Here is a 25,071-nt window from a genome sequence, read left to right on the forward strand (position 1 = left end):
ACCTCCTTAATCCCACGCAGTAAGCGGCTTGATCACGACCGGTTTTGATTCGAGTTCCGGCAGCGCCACCCAAACACCGGAGGGCAGCACCGGCCCCAGCTCCGCCAGCGTGGGGTTGAGGCGCCACAGCGCCTCTTCGGCGGCATCGTCGCAGCCACCTGTTTCCCGGTAGAGCAACAGACTCACCGAATCTCCGGCCACACTTCGTACCTTATGCATGAATGAACTCCGATAGGTCGACGACCCAATTGATGACCATCGCGGTGCCGTCATCGAGGACTTCACTCTGGGTCTCCGTCACATTGTTGATTCGCCACAAGCCCCAGTTGCGGCCGATGCCATCGACCAGCGGCACCGGCGCGCGCAACGCCTGTAATGTCCGCAGCTCCTCGAGCCGATCCATGGCCACCGCGTACATCGACTTGCCGGTAATTTTCAGGGTCTGGGCCTTTTGCCCGGTCTGACTGGATTTCGGCTTGCCCGCCACAATATCCAGTTCCACCCAACCACCGTCCGACGTATGAACAATGCTGCTGTAGGCAAAGTTGCGAGACAGGCCGAAGATAAAACTGCCAAGTGCCATTTGCTGACGCATTACATACCTCCATCGGTCAGGGCCGCATCGCGTCGGGTGGCGAGGGCGTTGGTGCTCATCAACGGAACGAATTCACCGTGGAACTGCGCCTGCAATTGCTGCGCAATCACCATGCGGATCTGCTCGGTACTTTCCGTGGCTGTGCAGGTGACTTGAATCGACGGCGAGAAATTGATTGGCTGGTTTTGTGTCTGTGTGCTGGTCAACTCTTTACTGACTTGCTCGGGAGCACCGAGGCGATCGACCAGGGCGCCGAGCTTTTCACCCAGCACCGAGCCGAGCTCAGAACCGGCAAAGCCCCCCAGCAAACCGCCGATGGCAGTGCCGACACCTGGAAAAATCAGTGTGCCGAGTGCCGCACCCGCAGTGGCACCGGCATAGGAACCGGCCAGCATTCCGGCAGATGAGACCACGGCCTTGGTGTCCCCGCTGGCAACACCCTGTGCGAAGCCGATACCGGCATTCAGTAACCGCAACGGTTGCGCCCTCTTGCCTAGATTGGCGCCAAGCGTCGCCGCTTTGCCGAGCAGAGGGGTAGCCTGCGCCGGGCTAACGAGCTTCACCAGACTCTGAGACTGCACCATTGCCGACGTCATTGACCGGGGATGTACTTCGATGTTTTGTATCACCGGTTTTTTGGAGTTGATCGGGTTCCTGGAGTCCTTGGAGTCCTCGGAGTCCTTGGAATACCCTGACTCCTTAAGCCGGCTAATGCCCTTGTTTTTACCGCGTGTCGTTTCATCTTTTTTCTTGCCGGCACCACCCTCTCCGGGATCCGGTTTTACCCCCTGACTAACGCTCTCGGGGCGATGCATCTCGTCTTGAGCGGCACCGCGATCATCCTCACCCACCAACTTACCGAAACCCAAAGGCAGCTTCGACGCCCCACGCTTGAGAATCTTTTTCGCAACGTTGGTGAACGCTTCGTCGATCACTGTTTCCACCAGTTTTGACACGATGGAATACAAAACGACAGCGACCCCCGCCAGCCCGGCTTTGCCGGAGCTCTCTTCGGCAAACGAGCTCAACTTATCAACCTGGGCATTGAGCCCCAGGTAAAAGTCCGGGATCACCGCATTGCTCAATCGATCGAGACTCGCGTCCATTGCATCTGGAGACACTGGGGTGCGGCTCTTCGGAGCTTCGGCGGCTTGCGACGTTTCCATGGTTTTGCCGTTTTTTTTCTCGCTGTTGGGCAATGCCATGGGTGATACGAATTGATGTACCGCGGGCGCGTGCATCAGCAACGTCAGATCACAATTGCAAGAGCCGTTTGGTGCGTTGATTACCATCGGCAACCGGGGCGGATCAGAAGATGAACGCGGTTCAGCATCGGCGTTGAGTCTGGGTGCCGGTTCGCTGCCAGCACCCGGTACACTCGAGAACGCCTTGAGTTGCGAGCGAGGGGAAGACAACGCTGCCGTCAGCGACGCCAATGCCTCACCGAGTTTGCCCTGGCCCGCTGTCAACAGGCGGATGTCCTGGCTGACTGCGTTCAACGCCACGCCGAGCTGCGCCAAAGCGCCCATGAAACCGGTCAACCCGAAGGCTTCTGACGCGACACTGAATGTCGATAGTTCGAAACTGTTCAGCGTCGCATCGACCGTCGAATACTTGCTGTCTGCCATCCTCCTCTACTCCTCTTTCACGCCAAGACGACTCATCGCGATGTCGTAGCGGCGCAATGCCTTTTCGGCGTCCCACTCCAGAATTTCCGCCTCACTTACCGGGTAAATGAGCGGCACCACATCGAGGATCACTTCGATGTCGCGCTCCGAAAGAAGGCCGCCAGTTGGTTTAAAAAATCGTCTATGCGCACCTGCAATTGCGTCCAGTCGGGCACGGTCAACAGGGCCAGGTCGGGCAGCATCAGCCCCGTGCAATGGGCGGTGATGAATTCGGCGCGTTCCTTGGCGGTCTTGAGTTTTTTCATCGCTTTGGTGGCTCGCAGCACCGGCATTTCCAGGGTCAGCGCAGTCTGGGTGCGACCCGCCGCGGTGAGCGGTTGCAGCAGCGTCACTTCATCGGGATCGGTCGACGATGCGTCACCCACGTTCTCTTGCTGAAGAAAGTGCGAAGTCGGCAGAGTCGACATCTCATGCACGTAATGGGCGATGCTCACGTAGTCCGGGCGCTTGAGCTGGTCGAGTTCCTTGACCGACAAACCGGTGGCCAGCAGCGCCAGTTCGAAGAACTGATCGTCTTCATCATCGCCGGCGCGGGCCAGGGCTTCTTTCTGTGCGGCGTAGAACAACGGCTTGAGTTGGATCTGCTCGATTTGTGTGCCGTCATCGCCAGTAATCGGCGACAACAGGTCGTGTGTGGGGGATGTCCAGGACATGTAAGAAATTCCTCGGTGATTCACTGTGTTCCCTGTAGGAGCGAGCCTGCTCGCGATAGCGATGTGTCAGGCAACTTCAATGTCGACTGGCACGCCCTCATCGCGAGCAGGCTCGCTCCTACAAGTTATGTGTATGTGCCCGTGGGTTAAGGCAGCAACACCGCGCGGCGGGCATCGCCAAGAATGTCGACGCCGTTGAGCACGAACTTCTGGGTGCGCACGTCGATGTCGATCACCGGAATGCCGTTTTCCAGACGGTTGTAGGTGCGGCAGGACAGCTCGAACGTGGTGACCGGCTTGTCCTTCATGTTCAACACCGATTGCGCCAGGGATTTCAGCTTGCCGCCAACGGTGTGGTAGGTGAACCAGGTATTGCCGTCCTGGTCCTGCCCCGCCTCGCGCACGTTCAGCAGGATGTCGTCACCCAGATTTACGCCCAGGGCAAGCATGATTTCCGCACCCACACCTTGTAGCTTGAGCGTAGCGCCGAGCACCTTGCCGCTTTTGGCCATCTCCTCGGCGATAAAGCGCCCGCCGGTCATTGGCTCCATTTCGAATTCGATTTTCGGCGGGGTGAAATCTTCCACCGTCGCCGACAACGGCAGGCCTTGCAGGGTGGCCGCGATGGCCTGTCTTACGCGGTTGGTAAACATTAGAGAACGTCCTCCAGGAACTGCTCGATGATTTCATCGCGGGCATTGAGTTGATAAACCATGTGCTCGTTTGGCGCGTAGCGGCCGTAGTCGATGACCACGTACCAGGTGCCATTCTTGTACTTCTCGACGCTGTTCAATTCCGGGTGCAGGTACACGCTGCCGCCGGGGATGGTTTCGTCGGCGACCAGGGTTTGCAGCCAGTCGTTGATGCGCTTGACCTCCTGGTCCATGAACGACTTGGTGAGGTTCTTGGCCATGGCTTTCTGGCCGGCCTTGACCAGCTTGCGGCTGATCGCGTCTTCAAGGCCCACGTAGCTGATGAACTTACCGGTGATCGAGCGATTGCCCAGCAGCGAGAAGCCACCGAGGATGGTGCGGGCGTAGTAGCTGATGCCGTAGCGGTTCAGCAGATCGCCCTCGGTGGAGGTGTCGAGGATGTTGTATTCGACCACCCGCGAAACGTCTTCGGCGAAGGTCACCTGGTTGCCCGGGCTCTCCCACTGCTTGACCTTGGCCAGGGCAGCAATGGCCAGGCTCGACGGCGACAGGAACACGTTTTTCTTCGCAGCCTTGGAGTACACCGACGGCATGTTGTGCACCAGCAGGCAACGGTCGAAACCCAGCTCCGCACCGCCCAGTTCCTGGCTGTAGGTCACCTGGTCGGCGACTGCGGCGTCCTTGCCGTCGAGCACCACACGGGCCTTGATGCGTTTGCCGAAGGAGGCAAACTCGCCGGCCACGGCTTTAGTGCCGGTAAAGCCCGGCGCGCCGATGATGGTCAGGTCCTCAGGCACACCGCTCAATGCCGCGAGGCCGAGCTTGCGACCGGTCAGCGGATCGATGCCACCGATGACGTTGTTCAGCGTGTCAGCCGGGGTCGCGCCCTCTTCGACGATGACTACGTAGACCGGCACCTTGACCACTTTCAGGATCTGGAAGACAGCGTGATACAGCGTGCCTTCTTCGGTGCCGGTCGGATCGAGCAGCGCCTGGGTGGTGAAGCTGTTGATGCGGAATGGCGCATTGCGTGGAATCAACGGGTCGGCCTTCGGCGCGGTGCCGATCAGACCGATGACGTTGTCACCCAGGCCACCCATGGCCTCGGGGGATTCAGTGGCATTGACGGTGATGCCGTTGTGCTCGAAGTTCAAAACCTCAGCCATGGTTATTCAGCCTTCTTGGCAGCGGCTTTTTTCGCCGCGGTGGATGGAGAGGCCGAATCGGCAGCCTCGGTTTTCTTCAGTTCCAGGCGACCCGCGCTGCGCAACGCGCTGGCCTCCACATCGAGCAATTGCAGTTGCTGGCCGATGCTTGACCAATGACCCCTTCCAACGGGGAACGGGACGAGCACGGTGTAGGTTTGGCGTTCTGCCATTTTGTGTTTCTCCATGAATGAAAAAGCCCCTTGGGACGGGGGCTGTTGGGTGTGGTGGGTTTGTTTGGCGGATAAGAAAACGCCCCGGCGGTGCGGGGCGTTTACAGGACCTGTTCTGCGATCCAGTCGGGTTGTACTGGGCGGAATTGCTCGGTGGGAAAGTCCGGCTGTTGTGGCCAGTCTCGCAGGGCCTGCATGTAATCCAGCAACTGTGCGAACCGGGGCGGCGTAACCGAGGTTGGTCGACTCAGTTCCTGCTCGTCGCGATGACGGTCCCGAATCCATTGCACCCGCAAAATTTCGCAGTCGCGCCACGATCGTTCCGTCGCGGCCAGGTCCTCGGGTGGCGGATCGATCAGGATTGGCAATCCTTCAGCATCATGACTGCGAACCTTGCCCGGCACGGGATTCGCCAAAACGGCTTGATAGCGCTCATCGTCGATGGGTTTGGCGTCCTCGGGAATTTGCGCGTGAAAGCCCTGGAGATAGGTGCAACCGGTGGATTGGCTGTAGAAACGCTTCATGCTCAGACTCCAAATGCCCATGCTCGGGAAGGTGCGGTGATCACCCCCCAGTTGTGCAAGTTGACGCCCGTCGTCGAAAGAGTACCGGGCACGATATTTCCTGAGTTGCTGTTAGACGTGCTCCCGATAGCGCAAGCCCCTCCAAAAAGACAGGCCGAGCGGAAAGCGATAGGCCAGGCGACAGATCCCGATAGCCCGGCTGCAATACTCCCGACTGTGGTCCACTGGATAATGAAGCTGAACATCCACGTCGGAAAAATGATGTAGCCATTCGCGTTAAGGCTGGCTGTTATGCCCCAACGCATTTTTTTAGGCGTGATGAAGGTCGTGTCATCGGTCCCGGAATCTGCTTGAGTTTGTGTGGCGACCTTGGCTGTTCCTTGATTGGTTTCAGTTGCCTGAGCGGAGAACGCAGACAGAGCCGCGACCAGCGCGGCGATATCGATATTTCCCTGATTGATCGGCGCGTTCCAGGCCTTGATGCACCAAATCACAGCCAAGTTACGAGGACGAGTTTCAGTACCACCAGTGCTAGTCGTAGTGTTGTTACTGAGAATCGAACCTCCCGCAATGTTACCAACAGAATCGCCAAGGTTACGGTTAGCTGCCGCTCCGGAGCCCATGTAGGTCTGTGAGTGAACGTGAGACTTGAAATCATCAATCTGGTAGCTGCCAATTGCTCGACCAGCATCGATACCGCGCCCATGGTCCCAGCCACGCAGGAACTCGCCACGCGATTCCGGCAACCGGAAGTTACCTGCGCCCTCGTCTCCCTTGTTGAACGCTGTTCCCAGAAAAGCCGCTAGATCCGGATAGGTCGCAATACTCTTGACACTTCCATCGACCTCCAGAAATCCAGGTGCGATTTTGTTCACCGGAAACGCCACAACAGTACCCACCGGCAACGCTGAGGCCTGCGCAATCAATGCCTCGATCTCTGGCTTTGTGTAAGTGTCCTTGATGCCGAACCCGGCCAGAGTCTCCGGGTTGGTTCCTGCCGTGGCGCGACCGTACTTATCGACCGTCAAACTCTTGTACGTACCAGCCTGAATCCCGGTTCGACCGGCGAGCATTTCAAAACTCAGCGCGGTGGTGTCCAGGGTAATCGGGCCGTTGGTGACCAGGTGCCACAGCGAATCGCCGTTCACCGCGCCCTCTTCGACCATCACGGTCAGGCCCGGTGAGACTTTCGCGCTGGAGTTGGCATCCGTGGCACGGACCCAGGCGCCGTTGGCGACGATCCAGATGCCGTTGTCCTTTGCCAACGTCTGCGATGCCAACAGCACTCGCTGGCCAAATGTCACAGCAACGCCATCGATCTGCTGCGCCCCGCTCAACACCACATTGCCCGTCGCTGCCACGCGCACCGATTGCTTGCCATCGAGCTTGGCCAACTCTTCGGCCAGATAGCTCATGACCCAGGCCCGCGTGGCCTTGACCACCGTGTCATCGATCAACAACGTCACCATCGACGCATTACTCGTCTCGAAAATCGAGCGAATGTAGAACTCTTTCCCTGAGCCGGAAGTCGCCAGCACCGGTTTGAACGACTCCGGATACTTGACGATGGCATACAAGATCCCGGTGTCGGTCCACAGCCCGGCTTCACGCACATACCAGCCGCCATCCTCTGGCGGGATGGTCACTTCAGCCAACAACCAGCTTGGGTTCTTCTCGTCCTGGAACAACGCGTTGAGCGGCCCGCGCCAGACTTCGCGCTTGAGCGCGGTGGCAGTGGCCGCCGGGTTGTAGACCGTGCCGCCGCCGTCACCGACGGAAATCTGCGACAGCTTGATTGGAACGCCCGCTGCCTTGCAGGCGGTTTCGTAGGCAATCCCTGCATTGGTGAGCAGGGTGTAATAGTCAGCCATTCAGGCCCCCTGAGGATAAATAGTGGATGTTTCGACGCTGTAGAATCCGGCGGCCATGAAGGCCTGGCCTGACGCTTCCAGCCCTTCAATGACAACGGGATAAACCGTGGTCAGCTCGCCGCACACGGTTGCCGCACCGATGACGTGACTGCCGAAAGCGCTCAAGCCGACCGAGACCGACAAGGTGTCGCGTTCGCTTTTAGCGTCGGCCAGGCGTCGATCGAGACGTGCATCGATTTCTTCGCTGTAAGGCTGCTCGGTGAACGCCCTGACGGAAAAACTGTAAGGCGCGCCTGCGGGTGTCTGCTCATACCAGGCCCGGACCTCAGGCATCAGGCGCAACCCCTTGGCCGCGTTTTCCAGTGCCTGACGAGTACCAGCCCCGCGTGCCGTGGGCCAGGCGAGTTCAACGGTCAAACGCTTTTCCGTTTCGGCCGCTTCGGAACTCCACTCCCTGACACCACGGTCCGCCGCGAGATAAGGCAGAAACGCCAAAGGCGTCGCAGCTGCATTCATCAATTCGGGAAACGGCGGCGCAATGCGATCAAGCAAGGTGCCGAACCCGAGATCGAGAGCTCTTTCCAGCGCGGAGCTGTTGGCGGGTAACAGACTCGGACGAGGGGACTGATCACTCATAGCGTGAGCACCTCCACCTCGACATCGGTGCAGTAAGGCGCCTCGAACGCCGTCGCCACAATCGGCGCCAGAGGTTCGAGAATCTCCAGTTGAACCGCGCCAGCGCTGTGCAGCGTGTAGTCGATCCAGCTCGGGTCGACCCGCCCTTCGAGGCGATGGCAGGTGTCGGCATAGTCTTGCAACTGCTGTTGTGCGGCGACCTTCGTCAATCCCGAATCCGGGCCGGCGTTGATCCTGGCGATAACCCGGATCTTGTAGGACTTGATGTGAGCACTCTGCACCGTGACCCGATCCGTTTCCGGTCGTACATCAGGTCGCTCGAAGTGTTGACGCACTCGGTCGAGCAACGCCCCGGAGGCTTCGCCATCACCCTTCCGCGACAGTACGGTGACCATCACTTCGCCAGGCGCCGTTCGCCGTCCGTTGCCATCCTTGACCTGTGCGGCATAGCCATCGGGATCGAAGGAATACGTGACCGTCACCTCGCCCGCCGCAGCGGATTCCACGTTCACTGTCGGACGTTCGCCTAGAGTGAACACCTCGCGGCGATACTGCATTCGCGAGCCGGCAGCCGGAGCGTGGGGCGCCAGGTAGTAGCGCAATCGTGCGTCGTCGTCGCTTTCATAGACCGGCGCAACGGGCGGGAACGCCGCCGGATCGCCGGGATCGAGCAACTGACGCTCCAGCCCCATGTCCGCCAGACGGGCATCGAGGTTGCTGCCGGTCGCCCACCACGCCAGCATCTGCTTGATGCGAGCGTTGTATTTACGCTCGTGCAGTTGCAGTCGCACACAAAAGGCTTCGAGGGCCAAGGTCAACAGTTCACTTTCGTTTTCCAGGCTGACCTTGAGTTTTTCTGCGCTCTGCGGTGCTCGGGCGCCGACGTACTCGACGACAAAGGTCTTGAATTCGGCCAGCAGATCCTCGAACGCGTCGATCGTGACGATTGCCGGCTCGGCCAACTGGTTCTGACCCGGGATCAACATGCTCATGTCACCACCTCGAACGTCTGATTACGGTTTTGCCAGGTGCCGGCGAAGCGCAGGAGCAATCCGGCGCCGTGTCGGCTGGCGACGATGACCTGCGGCAGAAAGTCGCCGATGCCGTTCTGGCTGTTGTAGAACGCCTGTGCGGCGTGGCTCTGGGCCAGGATCAGCAAGTCGTCACCAAGGTTCTGCCCCAACAGGTCCGGAATGGCAGAGCCATACAACGGACGCTTCTGGCGGGTGCCCAAGGGCGTGGTCAGCGCCCGGGTCGCGCGCTGCACAAACTGCGGCCAGTCGTCGACGGTCGCGCCGGTGTTTCTATCGATTCCAATCATTGGAAATACTCTTAAGCGGTGCTGATCACGCGACCCTGGTGATCCACCAGCGGGCCGCTCAGGTGCACACCGGATGCGTCGAGTCGCAAGCCGACCGCGCCCAGTTGCAGTTCAATGGCTTCGGGATTCATTACCAGTCGCGCCGGGCCGATGCTCAACTCAAGCGTTTCGCGATTACCGTTGAAGGCCGCCGGGCCGTTGTTCCAGTGCAGCGCATGACTGGCGTCGTCGTAGCCGCTTTCCGTTCCGTCCCCATAGAGGCGACGCGTCAGCGAAGCCTGGGTCGAGGCTGGGGGAAACTGATTGCCATTAAGTCCGAACAACGCAACGGATTGAGCACTGCTCTCCCCTGCGCCATGGTTCAACAACAAGCACTGCTCACCCACAGAAGGAATTCGCGACTCGCTTTGCGCACCGGCGCTCGGATTGAAAAAGCGGATGGCGGGTGTCAGCAATTCACCGTGTCGGACCCGGCAGGTGTTGCTGGCCGCATCGACCTCCTGGCACACGCCAATCCGACAGACACCGTCAGTACGCCGGTTCAGGTCTTCGAGCTCGGCGTCCATCTCGGCCAGGCGCTCAATGATCGGGCCAAGTTGCAGGCGTAAAAGCGCATCGAACATGGTTCAGCCCTCGAGTTCTGTGTACTGGTTCGGGTCGTCGATATCCGAGACTTCCCAGGTACGGGCGAATTTGGGGATGCCCAGCGGGTCGTCCAGCAACAGCGCGCCGAAGTACAACGTCTGGGTGAAGGACAGCGTCCACGCGCAGACCTCCTGTGTGCCGCTGATCAGCACCGAAGGGATAGCATCCAGATCCGTCGGCAGATCACATTGATCGCCCGGCAGTCCCCATCGGTTATCCGTGACCAGATCCTTGAGCGCACTGGTCAGGTCGCAGGCAGCAAGCCTCGGGTTCACGGATGCGGGATGCATCACGGCTTGCAGTGAAACCGTCAACACATGAGCGATACGCCCATCGCTGGCACGGGAGTCAGCTGCATCACGTTCGATGGAAATCAACACCCAGGGCTGATCGCCGACATCGGTGAAATCTTCACGACTGCCGACGTTGATACCGAGACCTGAGTTGCGTAGTGCTGTGACAATCGCGGCATAAAGCTGCGAAGGTTTTTCGATGACTGAGGGCATAAAAACTTCCTGTTCATGCGTCGAAGGGATCACGGTGGGTCGGAGCGAGAATCACGGGGCGGCACTTCACACAAGCCGATCCGTTTCGCCGCCCAGCGCTCATACAGTCCGATGGCCACGTCCGCCCCGGCCATCGCCGTCAGGCAACCAAAGGCGCCCGCGGCCCAGATCGACACGCCGGCGGCGTACAGCAGCAGGATCGCCGAGACGCCGCAGACCATGCAGGCGCCGGAGCGCAAGGCCAGCCGCCGCAGCAGTGACCAGCCGCGGGCGCCGTCCTTGTCGGCGCGCCACATTTCGCCGGACACCCCGCCCACCAGGGCGAGGACGATGACGAGCCAGATCGGCATGTCCAGCAACGCTTGTTGCTCGTTTGTCATGTCACGCCTCCCGGGGTGATTGATGAGTGATAGGTGTTGGGTTCAATCGCTGTCTCTTGTGTGCCTGACGTCAGGTAGGCATTCCAAAAAGCCCGACTCGCGTCGGGCTTTTCAGTAATGCGGTCCTTCGCGTCGACCTTTCGGCGCTACTGGCGCGGTACGGGTCCATTCAAATTGTTTTTCCGACCGCGGTCCCTGCCCGCCGGATAACTGCTTCTGGTGCTTTACGCTGCACACCCGGGTCAGTTGCCAACCCTCTGAACCGTTGAGGCCGGTTCATCGCTGCCTTTTTTGGGGGAACTAAAGAGCTTCGTTTCGAGCCGCTTTGTTGAGCGGCTTGAGACAAAGAATATGCATGTATGCATATACAGTCAATGCACAAATGCATTTATTTATGCACGACAAATGCATCAACGCATCAAACGCCCGTAGACAAAGGCGCTGGCGGTTTTTGGCAGGCGAAAAAAACCCGCTCGATGGCGGGTTTTATCTGACAGCGGTGAGGTTAACGGGCGTACATGCCCCACCAGAAGACGTGACCGAGGATGACGATTTGCTCTTCCTGCATTTCCTGGAAGCTGTAGTCCTCATCCGGATGTTCATCTCGGTTGAAGCTGCGCAGGCGAATCCCGGTCGGCAGGCGATAAAGCTGTTTTACTCGCAACTGGCCGTTATGGTTGATTGCATAAAGGTCGCCATCAATGATGTCGCCAATCCCGCATTTGCCGGCATTGACCCCGACCGTGGCACCGTCGCGCAGCACCGGCAACATGCTGTTGCCACGTACGGTCACGCATTTGGCCTGGTCGAACTGCACACCGTTGTGGCGCAAGCTGCGCTTGCCGAAGCGCAGGCTAGAGCGCTCGCTCTCTTCGATGACGAATCTTCCTGATCCCGCAGCCAATTCAACCTCGCGAAGAAAGGGCACCGACACCTCGTCGTCATCGACGGGGGTATCGTCGTCCCACAGACTGATGTCCTTGAGTTCCGAATGCAGTTCTTCGCGCGCGCCAACGCCAGCTGGCGTGACTTCCGCGCGGCCGCGCAATTGGTCGGTGCTCACGGCGAAGTACTCGGCGATCTTCGAAATGTGTTTATCCGAAGGATCGACGATCTTCCCGCTGAGAATTCGCGAAAGTGTGGATTGAGGCACGCCGGTGCGACGGTGAAGCTCCGTGGGGGAGATCCCGTGCTGATCGAGCAGCGCTCTTAAGACGGTAGAAACATTGCGTTTTTGCATAACGTGCATAGTGCTTGTTCTTTTCGCGGGAGGCAAATGCAGAATTGCATTTATGTCGCATAAACAGCGCATAAAGCAGCAGAAACACACCGCGTGGCGTTCGTGCCTGCGTCCGACAGACCGCCCATGTTAATCTTGCGCCCATTGCGGAAAAGCCGGGCCAAGGCCCCACTTTTGCCCCACACCTTTCGACGAGTTTTCCGATCCCCGATGAATAAAGCCCTGTCCGACCTGTCCTCCCACACGCCGATGATGCAGCAGTACTGGCGCCTGAAGAATCAGCACCCCGACCAGTTGATGTTCTACCGCATGGGTGACTTCTACGAGATCTTCTATGAGGACGCGAAGAAGGCCGCCAAGTTGCTGGACATCACCCTGACCGCTCGCGGGCAGTCCGCTGGGCAGGCGATTCCGATGTGCGGGATTCCTTACCACGCCGCCGAAGGTTACCTGGCGAAACTGGTGAAGCTCGGCGAATCGGTGGTGATCTGCGAGCAGGTCGGCGACCCGGCCACCAGCAAAGGGCCGGTGGATCGTCAGGTGGTACGGATCATTACGCCGGGGACGGTGAGTGACGAGGCGCTGCTCGATGAACGTCGCGACAACCTGATCGCTGCCGTGCTGGGTGATGAACGCCTGTTCGGCCTGGCCGTGCTGGATATCACCAGTGGCAACTTCAGCGTGTTGGAAATCAAGGGCTGGGAAAACCTGCTGGCTGAGCTGGAGCGGGTCAATCCTGTAGAGCTGCTGATCCCGGATGACTGGCCGAAGGATTTGCCCGCGGAAAAGCGTCGCGGAGTTCGTCGCCGTGCGCCGTGGGATTTCGAGCGTGATTCGGCGCTGAAAAGTCTTTGCCAGCAATTTTCTACCCAAGACCTTAAAGGCTTCGGCTGCGAAAACCTGACGCTCGCCATCGGCGCCGCCGGTTGCCTGTTGGCCTACGCCAAAGAAACCCAGCGCACCGCCCTGCCGCACTTGCGCAGCCTGCGCCATGAACGCCTGGACGACACCGTGGTGCTGGACGGCGCGAGTCGTCGCAACCTGGAGTTGGACACCAACCTCTCGGGCGGTCGTGACAACACCCTGCAATCGGTGGTCGACCGTTGCCAGACCGCCATGGGCAGCCGTCTGCTGACCCGCTGGCTGAACCGTCCGCTGCGCGATCTGACCGTTTTGCTGGCACGCCAGACGTCGATCACTTGCCTGCTGGACGCCTACCGTTTCGAGAAGCTGCAACCGCAACTCAAGGAAATTGGTGACATCGAGCGGATTCTCGCGCGGATCGGCTTGCGCAACGCTCGCCCGCGCGACCTGGCACGTCTGCGTGATGCCCTCGGCGCCCTGCCAGAACTGCAAATGGCGATGACCGAGCTGGAAGCCCCGCACCTGCAACAACTGGCGACGACCACCAGTACCTACCCGGAACTGGCGGCGCTGCTGGAAAAAGCCATCATCGACAACCCGCCAGCGGTAATCCGCGACGGCGGCGTGTTGAAGACCGGTTACGACAGCGAACTCGATGAACTGCAATCGCTGAGCGAGAACGCCGGGCAATTCCTGATCGACCTCGAAGCCCGCGAAAAGGCCCGCACCGGCCTGTCGCACCTGAAGGTCGGCTACAACCGCATCCACGGTTACTTCATCGAACTGCCGAGCAAGCAGGCTGAATCGGCACCGGCCGATTACATCCGTCGCCAAACGCTCAAGGGCGCCGAGCGTTTCATCACGCCGGAGCTGAAGGCCTTCGAAGACAAAGCGTTGTCGGCCAAGAGCCGTGCGCTGGCTCGCGAGAAAATGCTCTACGAAGCCTTGCTTGAAGACCTGATCTCGCAATTGCCGCCGTTGCAGGACACCGCCGGCGCTCTCGCTGAGCTGGATGTTTTGAGCAACCTGGCCGAGCGGGCGCTGAACCTCGACCTGAACTGCCCGCGCTTCGTCAGCGAGCCGTGCATGCGCATTACCCAGGGTCGCCACCCAGTGGTTGAGCAAGTGTTGACCACGCCGTTCGTGGCCAACGACCTGAGCCTCGACGACAACACGCGCATGCTGGTGATCACCGGCCCGAACATGGGCGGTAAATCCACCTACATGCGCCAGACCGCTTTGATCGTGCTGCTGTCGCATATCGGCAGCTTCGTGCCGGCGGCCAGTTGTGAGTTGTCGCTGGTCGACCGCATCTTCACCCGGATCGGTTCCAGCGATGACCTGGCCGGTGGGCGCTCGACCTTCATGGTCGAAATGAGCGAAACCGCGAACATCCTGCACAACGCCACCGAACGCAGCCTGGTGCTGATGGACGAAGTTGGCCGCGGTACCAGTACTTTCGACGGTTTGTCCCTGGCTTGGGCGGCAGCGGAACGGCTTGCGCACCTGCGCGCCTACACACTGTTCGCCACCCACTACTTTGAGCTGACGGTCCTGCCGGAAGCCCAGCCGCTGGTGGCGAACGTGCACCTCAACGCAACCGAGCACAACGAGCGCATCGTGTTCCTGCACCACGTGCTGCCGGGGCCTGCCAGCCAGAGCTACGGCCTGGCGGTGGCGCAGTTGGCCGGTGTGCCAAGCGAAGTGATCGTGCGCGCCCGCGAGCATTTGAGCCGCCTGGAAGACACTGCCTTGCCCCATGAAGTGCCCAAGCCAGTCAAAGGCAAACCGGCCGCGCCGCAGCAGAGCGATATGTTCGCCAGCCTGCCGCATCCGGTGCTGGATGAACTGGCCAAGCTCGACCTGGACGACATGACACCGCGTCGTGCACTCGAAATGCTCTATACACTAAAGACACGGATCTAACGCATAGCCTTGCAAGCTGTTAGAATCTCGCGCGGTTTGGGATGCTGCAGGCTTTAGCCTGGCCTGCAGACTATCGCTCCCGAACCATGCGACCCCCACGTGAAGGGGCGCAGCAAGCCGCGCCTGAGGAGAAAATTAGAAATGACCTTCGTCGTCACCGACAACTGCATCAAGTGCAAGTACACCGACTGCGTAGAAGTCTGTCCGGTGGACTGCTTTTACGAAGGCCCGAATTTCCTGGTGATTCACCCGGATGAGTGCATCGACTGCGCACTGTGCGAACCTGAATGCCCTGCTGTGGCCATCTTCTCCGAAGATGAAATCCCTGCCGGCATGGAAAACTTCATTCAGCTGAACGTTGAGCTGGCTGAAATCTGGCCGAACATCACCGAGCGCAAGGATCCTTTGCCGGACTCTGCCGAGTGGGATGGCAAGCCAGGCAAGATCGAACACCTCGAACGCTGATTACCCCCGCGTTCTCGAAAAAGGCCCCACAAGGGCCTTTTTGCTTTTCTGCAGGCGAAAAAAAGGGGCGGTTTGACCCGCCCACATTTTTTCCTTATTCCCTGTGTTCCTTTTCATCGTCCTGATGAATCGCGTCCTGCGATTTCCGTTCCCCTCATCCTTGAAGGGCGTGTCTGTCCGTCGACACAACCCAGATACTAAAGCGATCCCGGATCGGAGCAACCGCCCTCAAGTACCGCGGCAGCCTGTCACATACCGTTAATATTTATAAATATCGTTATTTTTCAATGGGATAACTAAACTCAAATGAATGCCCCGCCCACTACCACAGTGTAAAAATAACGAACACTTACGAAAGAGTAAGCAAAGACTTACAACGCGAGACTACAAACCTGCGGTGGCTGCACAGTCGCGCGACCGCTTTCGCTCGGGCAACAAAAAGCCCCGAACCAGTCGGGGCTTTTTGTTGCCTGCTTCGAGTCGATTACTGAAACAGCGACTCGCTCGACAGGCCGTTTTTCTCCAGAATCTCCCGAAGACGCTTCAGGCCTTCAACCTGAATCTGTCTGACCCGTTCCCGGGTCAGGCCAATTTCCAGGCCTACGTCTTCAAGGGTGCTGCTCTCGTGACCGCGCAGGCCGAAGCGGCGTACAACCACCTCGCGCTGCTTGTCGGTCAGTTCCGAGAGCCATTGATCGATGCTCTGGGACAGGTCGTCATCCTGCAACAGTTCGCATGGATCGGTTGGGCGATCGTCGGTAAGGGTGTCCAGCAGGGTTTTATCCGAATCCGGACCCAGCGAGACGTCGACCGAAGAAACCCGCTCGTTCAGGCCCAGCATGCGCTTGACCTCTCCCACCGGTTTTTCCAGCAGGTTGGCGATTTCTTCGGGTGAGGGTTCATGGTCGAGTTTTTGCGTCAGCTCCCGTGCAGCCCGCAGGTACACGTTAAGCTCTTTGACCACATGGATCGGCAACCGGATCGTCCGGGTCTGATTCATGATCGCGCGCTCGATGGTCTGACGAATCCACCAGGTTGCGTAGGTCGAAAAGCGGAAGCCGCGTTCAGGGTCGAACTTCTCCACCGCCCGGATCAAGCCGAGGTTGCCCTCTTCGATCAGATCGAGCAGCGACAAGCCACGATTGACGTAACGCCGGGCGATTTTCACCACCAGCCGAAGGTTACTTTCAATCATGCGTTTGCGCCCGGCCGGATCGCCACTTTGCGACAGTCGCGCAAAATGAACTTCTTCTTCGGGGGACAACAGAGGGGAAAAGCCGATTTCATTGAGGTACAGCTGCGTGGCATCAAGTGCCCGCGTGTAGTCAATGTACTTGTGTTGCTTCAACGACGCGGAGTGTTTGGATTTGGCACGAACGGAAGGTGGAGCCGCCCCTTCATCATTCGACATCGAATCCGTACCGATGCCGGTCTCCATCAGGAGAACCTCATCGTCGATGTCAAACTCCGGCACTTCTTTACTGAGAGCCATTGTTATAGTCCTTTGGTGAGTTCGACCTCAAGCTCAAGCGGCGCCTTTATCCTTGGCAACGCTGGAGCCTGTCCCCTCTACGTGACGGAACAGGCTGGAAGCGATCAACGACGCGGCAGGAATTGCAGCGGATCTACAGGTTTACCTTGGCGGCGAATCTCAAAATGCAGTTTCACCCGGTCTGTACCCGTTGACCCCATTTCGGCAATTGTCTGTCCGACCTTGACCTGCTGCCCCTCCCGAACCAACAGCCTGCGGTTATGTCCGTAGGCACTGACGTAGGTTTCGCTGTGTTTGATGATGACTAATTCGCCGTAGCCCCTTAAGCCACTCCCGGCGTATACCACCGTCCCATCAGACGCAGCTAAAACAGGCTGTCCCAAATCTCCGGCGATATCAATTCCTTTATTCAAACTACCGTTTGAAGAGAATTTTCCAATCAAAATGCCATTGGATGGCCATCCCCAGCCGGTCGGGGCCGGGCCCGGAGCAGGCAATGGAGCGGGTGCCGGCTTGTTGGCGACGGACGGTACAACCACCGCCGTGGTGGGAGTGCCACCGTCGACCGGACGACGAATGACCGTGGTTTTACTCGAGGAAGAAGGTGTTGAATTCGAGGAACTGACCACCGTTGTCGGCGTTGAACCGGTGCGGCCATCAAAGCGAATCGTCTGACCTGGATGGATCGTGTAAGGCGCCGGGATGTTGTTGCGTGCAGCCAGGGCCTTGTAGTCCCAGCCGTAGCGGAAAGCGATCGAGAACAAGGTGTCTTTCGGTCGAACGACGTATTGCCCCGTCGTCACTGCCGGACGCTGGGTGGCGGCATTGTTGCGGTCGACGACGCGCACGTCGCTGGATTTGTTGCTGGAACAACCGACCAGCAAGGTGCTCATGACAAGGCCAGTCACCAGGCGCTGAAAGCTCGTTTTACCCATACGCTGCGCTATGACTGTGAGACTCACCCGCCGCTCCCTTTGTGGTGGCTGAAAATGTGATTTGCCGTGTTCCGGCACGAAATGTCGCAAGTATAACGGGCCGTGCAAGCTTTACCCTTAATGAAGCGAAATGGCGTCGCGCACACGTTTGCTGTCTGACAAAACAACCTGTTTAACCAATCGACGCCGCTGTAAGACAAAGGCCATCGAAGAGAATTCAGCGCGCTGAAATAAATGCTCAGGCCAGTGGCCCGTTTAGCAATGGAACGAAGCGAACGTTCCCCAGAACCCGTCTGGAAAAACCCTGTTCTTCTCGAATGATCAGCAGCAATTGTTGCACCTCACCGGAGCCGACCGGGATCACCAGACGCCCCCCTGGCGCCAATTGATCGAGCAAGGCCTGAGGCACATCGGTGGCCACAGCAGTCACGATGATTCCGTTGTACGGTGCCAACGCCGGCCACCCTTCCCAGCCATCGCCCCAGCGGAAAACCACGTTGCGCAGGTTCAACTCGATCAGGCGTTCCTTGGCCCGGTCTTGCAGCACCTTGATGCGCTCCACGGAAAACACCCGTTCGACCAGCTGCGACAACACCGCCGTCTGATAACCCGAACCCGTGCCGATCTCCATGACCTTGTCCAGCGGCCCGGCTTCCAGCAGCAACTCGCTCATGCGAGCGACCATATAAGGCTGGGAGATGGTCTGGTTATGGCCGATCGGCAGCGCGGTATCCTCGTAGGCCCGGTGCGCCAGTGCCTCGTCGACGAACAGGTGACGCGGTGTACGACGGATGACTTCCAGCACCTTGGCGTTGGAGACTCCTTCCTCGTACAGACGCTGAATCAACCGCTCGCGGGTCCGCTGCGAGGTCATGCCGATGCCGCGATGCAGCATATCGTCTTGTCCACGAGTCATCAGCGCAGCCCCTCCAGCCAGCCATCAAGACTTCTGAAGGCATCGTTGAAGGTGCGATCCAGTTGCAATGGGGTGATCGAAACATACCCCTGCATGACTGCATGGAAATCGGTGCCTGGCCCGCCGTCTTCGGCGTCCCCTGCTGCGGCGATCCAGTAACCTGCCTTGCCCCGCGGGTCGACCACTTTGATCGGCGCTGCGGCGCGGGCGCGATGCCCGAGGCGGGTCAACTGAATGCCGCGGATGTGTTCCAGCGGCAAGTTGGGAATGTTCACGTTCAGTACCGTGCGCGGTGGCAAGTCGAGATCAGCATGGGCCTCGACCAGTTTTCGCGCAAAGTACGCCGCTGTAGGAAGGTTCTCGACTTGTCGTGAGACCAACGAAAAGGCGAACGCAGGACGTTCGAGGAAGCGCCCTTCCAAAGCTGCCGCCACCGTGCCGGAATACAGCACATCGTCCCCCAGGTTGGCGCCCAGGTTGATCCCGGAAACCACCATGTCCGCTTCGCGCTCCAGTAAGCCGTTAAGGCCCAGGTGCACGCAATCGGTGGGAGTACCGTTGAGGCTGATGAAGCCGTTGCCCAGTGTCTGCGGGTGCAACGGACGGTCGAGCGTCAGCGAACTGCTGGCGCCGCTTTTGTCCTGGTCCGGGGCGATAACCACGCATTCGGTGTAATCCGCCAGCGCAGCATAAAGCGCGGCGAGACCGGGTGCGGTTACCCCATCGTCGTTAGAAATCAGAATACGCATGGGCTGTCCGTCTGCCCCACCGGCACCAGATCAACGAGCTCGCGCACCAATACGGTGGCGAAGCATCCGGCCGGAAGGACGAATTCCAGTTGCAGAATGTCAGGCTCGGGATAATGCCACGTCAACCCACCAATGGGCAGCCGCAGGATGCGACGTTCGTGGCTCATACCGGCGTTGATCAACCAATCGCGAAGGTCTGCTTCGCGCGCGGCGATCGCCTGCTCCAGTTCATGGACAGCGCCCGTGGCCGGCGAGTCACCTTCGCCCCACTGCGGGCCGGTCGGGTGCAGATCGAGAATCGCCAGACGCGGGTCGCTGCACTCGGCCTCACCGGCCGGAAAGAAGCTGCGGCTATCGGTGAACGCCAGCAGGTCACCGACCTGGGCGCGCTGCCAGGTGCCGTCGGCGACACGCGCAGCCAACACCTGATTGAACAGAAAACTACGGGCGGTCGAGAGCAGACGCGAACGCACGTTACGCTGTTCCGGCAAGGCCTTGCGTGCAGCCCAGGCACGGGCGTCGACCACGTTGCCGCCGTCATGCCCGAAGCGCTGGGCGCCGAAATAATTGGGGATGCCGTGTTTGACGATCAGTTGCAGGCGCTCTTCGATGGCAGCTTTGTCACCGGCGAACTGAGTCAGGCGCAAAGTGAAACCGTTGGCCGAGTGCGCACCGCGTTGCAGCTTGCGTTTGTGTCGGCTGGTCTTGAGGATTTTCAGCGTGTCGTTTTCTGCCGCGGACAAATCCGGGTCGGCCTTGCCCGGCAGTTGCACGCTGAACCACTGGCGCGTCAGCGCCTGACGGTCCTTGAGCCCGGCGTAGCTGACGGTGCGCAGTGGAACGCCGGCAGCTTTAGCGATCCGCCGTGCCGCCTCTTCAGTATTCAGGCCGCGCTTCTCCACCCAGACCCACAGGTGTTCGCCGTCGCCGCTCAGGGGAATATCAAGGACTTCGTCGACCTGGAAATCTTCTGCGATCGCCTTCAGTACCGCTGTGCCGAGGGCTTCGCCATAGGCACGCGGGCCGAGTAGTAGCAGTTCGTTCATGCGCGCAGCAACAAGGCAACGGAATGCACGGCAATGCCTTCTTCGCGACCGACAAAGCCAAGCTTTTCGGTGGTGGTAGCTTTTACGTTCACTTGATCCAACTCAACTTGAAGATCCGCGGCAATCAGCGCACGCATCGATTCGATATGCGGCGCCATTTTCGGCGCCTGGGCAACGATAGTGTTATCGACGTTGCCGACCTTCCAGCCTTTGGCGTGGATCAGTGCGACGACATGACGCAACAGCGCACGGCTGTCGGCGCCTTTGAATTGCGGGTCGGTGTCCGGGAAATGCTTGCCGATGTCACCCAGCGCAGCAGCGCCGAGCAAGGCATCGCTCAAGGCGTGCAGCAGGACGTCACCGTCGGAATGAGCGAGCAGCCCGAAGCTGTGTGCGATCCGCACGCCGCCCAGAGTAATGAAATCGCCTTCAGCGAAACGGTGCACATCATAGCCGTGGCCAATACGCATAAAAAAACGCCCCGATTTTTGTCAGGGCGTGATTCTACCTGCATTAGGCACCCAGAGCATGCGCGTGATGCTGCAAGTGATCTTCGATGAAACTGGCAATGAAGAAATAGCTGTGGTCGTAGCCGGGTTGCAGGCGCAACGTCAGCGGATGACCGGCCAGTTTGGTTGCCTGTTGCAAGGCTTCAGGCTTGAGCTGGGTGGCGAGGAAGTCGTCCCGATCACCCTGATCGACCAGCAGCGGCAACTTCTCGTCCGCCTCGGCAATCAACGCACAGGCGTCCCACTCGCGCCACTTCGAACGGTCTTCGCCCAGATACCGAGAGAACGCCTTCTGCCCCCAAGGGCAGTCCATCGGATTGTTGATCGGCGAGAACGCCGACACCGACAGATAACGCCCCGGATTGCGCAACGCACAGACCAGCGCACCGTGGCCACCCATGGAGTGACCGCTGATGCCGCGCTTGTCCGACGCCGGGAAATGGGCTTCGACCAGTGCCGGCAATTCCTGCACGACGTAGTCATGCATCCGATAGTGCCGCGACCAGGGTTCCTGCGTGGCGTTCAAATAGAAGCCGGCACCGAGACCGAAGTCCCAGGCACCGTCCGGATCACCTGGCACATCGGCGCCGCGCGGACTGGTGTCCGGTGCAACGATGATCAGCCCCAGCTCGGCGGCCATGCGCATCGCGCCGGCCTTCTGCATGAAGTTCTCGTCGGTGCAGGTCAGGCCGGACAGCCAATACAACACCGGCAGCTTGCCGCCCTGCTCCGCTTGCGGTGGCAGGTACACGGCAAACACCATGTCGCAACCAAGCACGTCGGAGCGGTGTCGATAGCGCTTGTGCCAGCCGCCGAAGCTTTTCTGGCAGGAAATATTTTCCAGGCTCATGGCAGACCTCAGAAATGGATGACGGAGCGGATGCTTTTTCCTTCATGCATCAGGTCGAATGCCTTGTTGATGTCTTCCAGGCCCATGGTGTGGGTGATGAAAGTGTCCAACGGGATTTCGCCGGTTTCGGCCATTTCCACATAGCTTGGCAACTCGGTACGGCCACGCACGCCGCCGAATGCCGAACCGCGCCAGACGCGACCGGTGACCAACTGGAATGGACGAGTCGCGATTTCCTGGCCGGCACCGGCGACACCGATGATGACCGACTCGCCCCAACCCTTGTGGCAGCACTCAAGGGCGGCGCGCATCAATTGCACGTTGCCGATGCACTCGAACGAGAAATCGACGCCGCCATCGGTCATGTCGACGATGACTTCCTGGATCGGACGATCGAAGTCTTTCGGGTTCACACAATCGGTTGCACCCAGCTGTTTGGCGATCTCGAATTTCGCCGGGTTGATGTCGATCGCGATGATGCGTGCAGCCTTGGCTTTGACCGCGCCGATGACTGCCGACAGACCGATGCCGCCCAGGCCGAAAATGGCCACGGTATCACCTGGTTTCACCTTGGCAGTGTTGAGCACTGCACCGATCCCGGTGGTGACACCGCAACCCAGCAGGCAGACTTTTTCCAGTGGCGCTTCTTTAGCAATCTTGGCGACGGAGATTTCCGGCAGCACGGTGTACTCGGAAAACGTGGAAGTCCCCATGTAGTGGAAAATCGGCTGTCCTTTGTAGGAAAAGCGCGAAGTACCGTCAGGCATCAGCCCTTTGCCCTGGGTCGCACGAATGGCCTGGCAGAGGTTGGTCTTGCCCGACAGGCAGAATTTGCACTGACGGCATTCCGGGGTGTACAGCGGAATGACATGATCGCCGACGGCGACGGAAGTCACGCCCTCGCCGATCGCTTCAACGATTGCCCCACCTTCATGACCGAGGATCGACGGGAAGATGCCTTCCGGGTCAGCGCCCGACAGTGTGTAGGCATCGGTATGGCAGACACCGGAAGCCACCACGCGCAGCAACACTTCACCGGCCTTGGGCATGGCGACATCGACTTCAACGATCTCCAGAGGTTTCTTGGCCTCGAAGGCAACGGCGGCGCGTGACTTGATCATGGTGATGCTCCAGTGAATAAAAACGAGACAGGGAGTGTATTACATGGCCTTACGATGAATAATCTGGGCAAATGCAAAATATTATTGCTGCACAGGGATAATCATCGATGTCTGAAAATCGCTGGGAAGGGATCGACGAGTTTGTGGCGGTTGCCGAATGCAGCCAGTTCACGGCTGCCGCGGAGCGTCTTGGGGTTTCTTCTTCCCATGTCAGTCGACAAATCGTACGCCTTGAAGAGCGATTGCAAACCCGTTTGCTCTACCGCAGCACCCGCCGGGTCACGCTGACCGAGGCTGGGCAAACCTTTCTGCAACATTGCCAGCGCTTGCAGGACGGTCGCGAAGAGGCGCTGCGAGCGGTCGGCGATTTGACCAGCGAACCCAAAGGCATGTTGCGCATGACTTGCGCAGTGGCTTACGGCGAACGCTTCATCGTGCCGTTGGTGACGCGTTTCATGGGGCTCTATCCGCAACTGCGGATCGACATTGAGCTGAGCAACCGCCAACTCGACCTGGTGCACGAAGGCCTCGACCTGGCGATCCGCCTCGGCCGCCTGCAAGACTCACGATTGGTCGCTACTCGCCTCGCTCCGCGACGCATGTTTCTCTGTGCGTCACCTTCCTACGTTGAACGGTATGGTCGGCCACACAGTTTGTCGGAATTGAGCCGTCACAACTGCCTCATCGGCAGCTCAGACCTATGGCAACTGGAGCAAAACGGGCGGGAGTTTTCGCAACGTGTGCAGGGAAACTGGCGCTGCAACAGTGGGCAAGCGGTGCTGGACGCGGCATTACAAGGCGTGGGGTTGTGTCAGTTGCCGGACTATTACGTGCTCGAACATCTGAAAAGCGGAGCCTTGATTTCGCTACTGGAAGCGCAACAACCGCCGAACACAGCGGTTTGGGCGCTGTATCCGCAGCAACGGCATCTGTCGCCGAAGGTGCGAAAGCTAGTGGATTACTTGAAGGAAGGATTGGCCGAACGGCCGGAGTACAGGATTTAAGATCAAAAGATCGCAGCCTTCGGCAGCTCCTACGGGATTGGGGTATGACATTCATTTGCGGATCCCCCTGTAGGAGCTGCCGCAGGCTGCGATCTTTTAGCGACGGTTAACCCAACGCTGTCTCAACCACTCCAGATCTTCAGGCCGGGTAACCTTGAGATTATCCGCTCGCCCCTCGATCAGGCGCGGCGATAAACCAGACCACTCCATGGCCGACGCCTCGTCGGTAATAACAGCGTCAGCCACCAGGCTGTCGGCCAACGCCCGATGCAACGCGCCAAGGCGAAACATCTGCGGCGTGTACGCCTGCCAGATCACACTGCGATCCACGGTCTCGACAACTCGACCGTGTGTATCGACGCGTTTGAGGGTATCCCGCGCGGGAACCGCCAGCAGCCCGCCGACAGGATCGTCAGCCAGTTCGGCCAGCAGTTTGTCCAGATCGTCGCGACTGAGATTCGGTCGCGCCGCATCGTGAACCAACACCCAGTCCTCATCACCGGCACCCTGAGCATGCAAATGCAGCAAGGCATTGAGCACTGACCCGGAACGCTCCGAGCCGCCTTCAACCCGCGTAATGCGCGCATCGCCGGCACAGGCCAGGTTCGGCCAATAAGGATCATCAACAGCAAGACTGACCACCAACCCCTTCAGGGAAGGATGATCAAGGAAACAGCCGAGGCTGTGTTCGAGAATAGTGCGACCACCCAGTTGCAAGTATTGCTTGGGACGGTCCGCGGCCATACGGGCACCGACGCCCGCGGCAGGAATCACGGCCCAGAAGGCCGGTAACGAATTAATCATTGGGCCAACTGGTAAAGGGTTTCACCGTCCTTGACCATGCCCAACTCATGGCGAGCCCGCTCTTCAACGGTCTCCATGCCCTTTTTCAACTCGCTGACTTCAGCGTCCATCACTCGATTGCGCTCAAGCAACACCTGGTTCTCAGCTTCTTGATCCGCGATCTGCTGCTTCAGCTCGGCCACTTGCGCCAGGCTGCCATTACCCACCCACAGGCGGTATTGCAGGCCAGCCAGCAGCAGGAGCAGGACGAGGAACAACCAATTGGGACTGCGCATCGAATATCAGGTATCCAGTGAAAAA

30 protein-coding genes are annotated in these 25,071 nt (G+C 59.2%); 3 read left to right on the plus strand and 27 right to left on the minus strand.

Annotated features, from left to right (window positions below; all coding sequences use genetic code 11):
- Window positions 1-6: 6 nt before the first annotated feature.
- The 17 genes from ACM110_RS12915 to ACM110_RS12995 all read right to left on the minus strand — a co-directional run bounded on the left by ACM110_RS12915 (window position 7) and on the right by ACM110_RS12995 (window position 12,090).
- A complete protein-coding gene (locus ACM110_RS12915; protein WP_416128063.1) occupies window positions 7-219 on the minus strand; it encodes a tail protein X in 213 nt (70 codons plus the stop codon).
- A complete protein-coding gene (locus ACM110_RS12920) occupies window positions 212-595 on the minus strand; it encodes a phage tail protein (RefSeq protein ID WP_416128064.1) in 384 nt (127 codons plus the stop codon). The genes ACM110_RS12915 and ACM110_RS12920 overlap by 8 nt, the downstream gene beginning before the upstream one ends.
- The gene (locus ACM110_RS12925) at window positions 595-2,223 is read right to left on the minus strand and encodes a hypothetical protein (RefSeq protein WP_416128065.1); all 1,629 of its coding nucleotides are present in this window, start codon (window positions 2,221-2,223) and stop codon (window positions 595-597) included. The genes ACM110_RS12920 and ACM110_RS12925 overlap by 1 nt, the downstream gene beginning before the upstream one ends.
- Before the next feature lie 6 nt (window positions 2,224-2,229).
- On the minus strand, window positions 2,230-2,355 hold the full coding sequence (locus ACM110_RS12930; protein ID WP_416128066.1) for a hypothetical protein: 126 nt from the start codon (window positions 2,353-2,355) through the stop codon (window positions 2,230-2,232).
- Entirely contained in the window at window positions 2,352-2,936 is a 585-nt protein-coding gene (locus ACM110_RS12935; RefSeq protein WP_416128067.1) for a phage tail assembly protein, read from the minus strand. Before ACM110_RS12935 ends, ACM110_RS12930 begins: the two co-directional genes overlap by 4 nt.
- Before the next feature lie 146 nt (window positions 2,937-3,082).
- Window positions 3,083-3,589, minus strand: coding sequence for a phage major tail tube protein (locus ACM110_RS12940; RefSeq protein ID WP_338585064.1), 507 nt, complete (start codon window positions 3,587-3,589; stop codon window positions 3,083-3,085).
- Entirely contained in the window at window positions 3,589-4,755 is a 1,167-nt protein-coding gene (locus ACM110_RS12945; protein ID WP_338585063.1) for a phage tail protein, read from the minus strand. The genes ACM110_RS12940 and ACM110_RS12945 overlap by 1 nt, the downstream gene beginning before the upstream one ends.
- Window positions 4,756-4,757: 2 nt before the next feature.
- Window positions 4,758-4,967 (minus strand): hypothetical protein, encoded by a 210-nt coding sequence (locus ACM110_RS12950; protein ID WP_416128068.1) that lies wholly within the window; start codon window positions 4,965-4,967, stop codon window positions 4,758-4,760.
- A gap of 101 nt (window positions 4,968-5,068) precedes the next feature.
- A complete protein-coding gene (locus ACM110_RS12955) occupies window positions 5,069-5,491 on the minus strand; it encodes a phage tail assembly chaperone (RefSeq protein ID WP_416128069.1) in 423 nt (140 codons plus the stop codon).
- Window positions 5,492-5,493: 2 nt separating this feature from the next.
- Window positions 5,494-7,362, minus strand: coding sequence for a phage tail protein (locus tag ACM110_RS12960; protein ID WP_416128070.1), 1,869 nt, complete (start codon window positions 7,360-7,362; stop codon window positions 5,494-5,496).
- Window positions 7,363-7,998, minus strand: coding sequence for a phage tail protein I (locus tag ACM110_RS12965; protein ID WP_416128071.1), 636 nt, complete (start codon window positions 7,996-7,998; stop codon window positions 7,363-7,365). It lies immediately after the preceding gene.
- Window positions 7,995-8,990: a baseplate J/gp47 family protein gene (locus tag ACM110_RS12970; protein ID WP_416128072.1), complete on the minus strand. Its 996-nt coding sequence runs from the start codon at window positions 8,988-8,990 to the stop codon at window positions 7,995-7,997. The genes ACM110_RS12965 and ACM110_RS12970 overlap by 4 nt, the downstream gene beginning before the upstream one ends.
- Window positions 8,987-9,319, minus strand: a complete 333-nt coding sequence (locus ACM110_RS12975) for a phage baseplate protein (RefSeq protein ID WP_416128073.1) — start codon at window positions 9,317-9,319, stop codon at window positions 8,987-8,989. The genes ACM110_RS12970 and ACM110_RS12975 overlap by 4 nt, the downstream gene beginning before the upstream one ends.
- An 11-nt stretch (window positions 9,320-9,330) precedes the next feature.
- Window positions 9,331-9,942, minus strand: a complete 612-nt coding sequence (locus ACM110_RS12980; RefSeq protein WP_416128074.1) for a phage baseplate assembly protein V — start codon at window positions 9,940-9,942, stop codon at window positions 9,331-9,333.
- A gap of 3 nt (window positions 9,943-9,945) precedes the next feature.
- A complete protein-coding gene (locus ACM110_RS12985) occupies window positions 9,946-10,470 on the minus strand; it encodes a hypothetical protein (RefSeq protein WP_416128075.1) in 525 nt (174 codons plus the stop codon).
- 29 nt (window positions 10,471-10,499) lie between these two features.
- Window positions 10,500-10,850 (minus strand): phage holin family protein, encoded by a 351-nt coding sequence (locus tag ACM110_RS12990; RefSeq protein ID WP_416128076.1) that lies wholly within the window; start codon window positions 10,848-10,850, stop codon window positions 10,500-10,502.
- 505 nt (window positions 10,851-11,355) lie between these two features.
- On the minus strand, window positions 11,356-12,090 hold the full coding sequence (locus ACM110_RS12995) for a LexA family transcriptional regulator (RefSeq protein ID WP_416128140.1): 735 nt from the start codon (window positions 12,088-12,090) through the stop codon (window positions 11,356-11,358).
- A 222-nt stretch (window positions 12,091-12,312) separates the two neighbouring features.
- On the opposite strand from ACM110_RS12995, the gene mutS reads away from it, so the two are divergent.
- Together mutS and fdxA are read left to right on the plus strand one after the other, a co-directional pair.
- The gene (gene mutS, locus ACM110_RS13000; RefSeq protein ID WP_416128141.1) at window positions 12,313-14,880 is read left to right on the plus strand and encodes a DNA mismatch repair protein MutS; all 2,568 of its coding nucleotides are present in this window, start codon (window positions 12,313-12,315) and stop codon (window positions 14,878-14,880) included.
- A gap of 141 nt (window positions 14,881-15,021) precedes the next feature.
- A complete protein-coding gene (gene fdxA, locus ACM110_RS13005) occupies window positions 15,022-15,345 on the plus strand; it encodes a ferredoxin FdxA (protein WP_339554436.1) in 324 nt (107 codons plus the stop codon).
- Between the two features lie 484 nt (window positions 15,346-15,829).
- On the opposite strand, the gene rpoS is transcribed toward fdxA, so the two are convergent.
- The 8 genes from rpoS to ACM110_RS13045 form a co-directional block, all read right to left on the minus strand.
- Window positions 15,830-16,837, minus strand: a complete 1,008-nt coding sequence (rpoS, locus tag ACM110_RS13010; protein WP_059407844.1) for an RNA polymerase sigma factor RpoS — start codon at window positions 16,835-16,837, stop codon at window positions 15,830-15,832.
- Between the two features lie 104 nt (window positions 16,838-16,941).
- Window positions 16,942-17,799 (minus strand): peptidoglycan DD-metalloendopeptidase family protein, encoded by an 858-nt coding sequence (locus ACM110_RS13015; RefSeq protein ID WP_416128077.1) that lies wholly within the window; start codon window positions 17,797-17,799, stop codon window positions 16,942-16,944.
- Between the two features lie 211 nt (window positions 17,800-18,010).
- On the minus strand, window positions 18,011-18,646 hold the full coding sequence (locus ACM110_RS13020) for a protein-L-isoaspartate(D-aspartate) O-methyltransferase (protein WP_338586465.1): 636 nt from the start codon (window positions 18,644-18,646) through the stop codon (window positions 18,011-18,013).
- A 41-nt stretch (window positions 18,647-18,687) separates the two neighbouring features.
- On the minus strand, window positions 18,688-19,437 hold the full coding sequence (surE, locus tag ACM110_RS13025; RefSeq protein ID WP_416128078.1) for a 5'/3'-nucleotidase SurE: 750 nt from the start codon (window positions 19,435-19,437) through the stop codon (window positions 18,688-18,690).
- On the minus strand, window positions 19,425-20,483 hold the full coding sequence (gene truD / locus ACM110_RS13030; RefSeq protein ID WP_416128079.1) for a tRNA pseudouridine(13) synthase TruD: 1,059 nt from the start codon (window positions 20,481-20,483) through the stop codon (window positions 19,425-19,427). Before truD ends, surE begins: the two co-directional genes overlap by 13 nt.
- A complete protein-coding gene (gene ispF / locus ACM110_RS13035) occupies window positions 20,480-20,953 on the minus strand; it encodes a 2-C-methyl-D-erythritol 2,4-cyclodiphosphate synthase (RefSeq protein ID WP_034149878.1) in 474 nt (157 codons plus the stop codon). Before ispF ends, truD begins: the two co-directional genes overlap by 4 nt.
- A 43-nt stretch (window positions 20,954-20,996) precedes the next feature.
- The gene (gene fghA / locus ACM110_RS13040; protein ID WP_416128080.1) at window positions 20,997-21,842 is read right to left on the minus strand and encodes an S-formylglutathione hydrolase; all 846 of its coding nucleotides are present in this window, start codon (window positions 21,840-21,842) and stop codon (window positions 20,997-20,999) included.
- An 8-nt stretch (window positions 21,843-21,850) separates the two neighbouring features.
- Window positions 21,851-22,963 carry an S-(hydroxymethyl)glutathione dehydrogenase/class III alcohol dehydrogenase gene (locus ACM110_RS13045; protein ID WP_150704253.1) on the minus strand — a complete coding sequence of 371 codons (1,113 nt, stop codon included), beginning with the start codon at window positions 22,961-22,963 and terminating at the stop codon, window positions 21,851-21,853.
- A 107-nt stretch (window positions 22,964-23,070) separates the two neighbouring features.
- On the opposite strand from ACM110_RS13045, the gene ACM110_RS13050 reads away from it, so the two are divergent.
- Window positions 23,071-23,967: a LysR substrate-binding domain-containing protein gene (locus ACM110_RS13050; RefSeq protein WP_416128081.1), complete on the plus strand. Its 897-nt coding sequence runs from the start codon at window positions 23,071-23,073 to the stop codon at window positions 23,965-23,967.
- Window positions 23,968-24,063: 96 nt separating this feature from the next.
- Here ACM110_RS13050 and ispD read toward each other — a convergent pair whose 3' ends face one another.
- The gene (gene ispD / locus ACM110_RS13055) at window positions 24,064-24,771 is read right to left on the minus strand and encodes a 2-C-methyl-D-erythritol 4-phosphate cytidylyltransferase (RefSeq protein WP_416128082.1); all 708 of its coding nucleotides are present in this window, start codon (window positions 24,769-24,771) and stop codon (window positions 24,064-24,066) included.
- Complete coding sequence (gene ftsB / locus ACM110_RS13060) at window positions 24,768-25,046, minus strand: cell division protein FtsB (protein ID WP_338585047.1); 279 nt, start codon at window positions 25,044-25,046, stop codon at window positions 24,768-24,770. Before ftsB ends, ispD begins: the two co-directional genes overlap by 4 nt.
- Window positions 25,047-25,071: the final 25 nt, after the last annotated feature.

It is taken from the genome of Pseudomonas sp. NFX98 (assembly GCF_047784845.1).
GTDB lineage: Bacteria > Pseudomonadota > Gammaproteobacteria > Pseudomonadales > Pseudomonadaceae > Aquipseudomonas.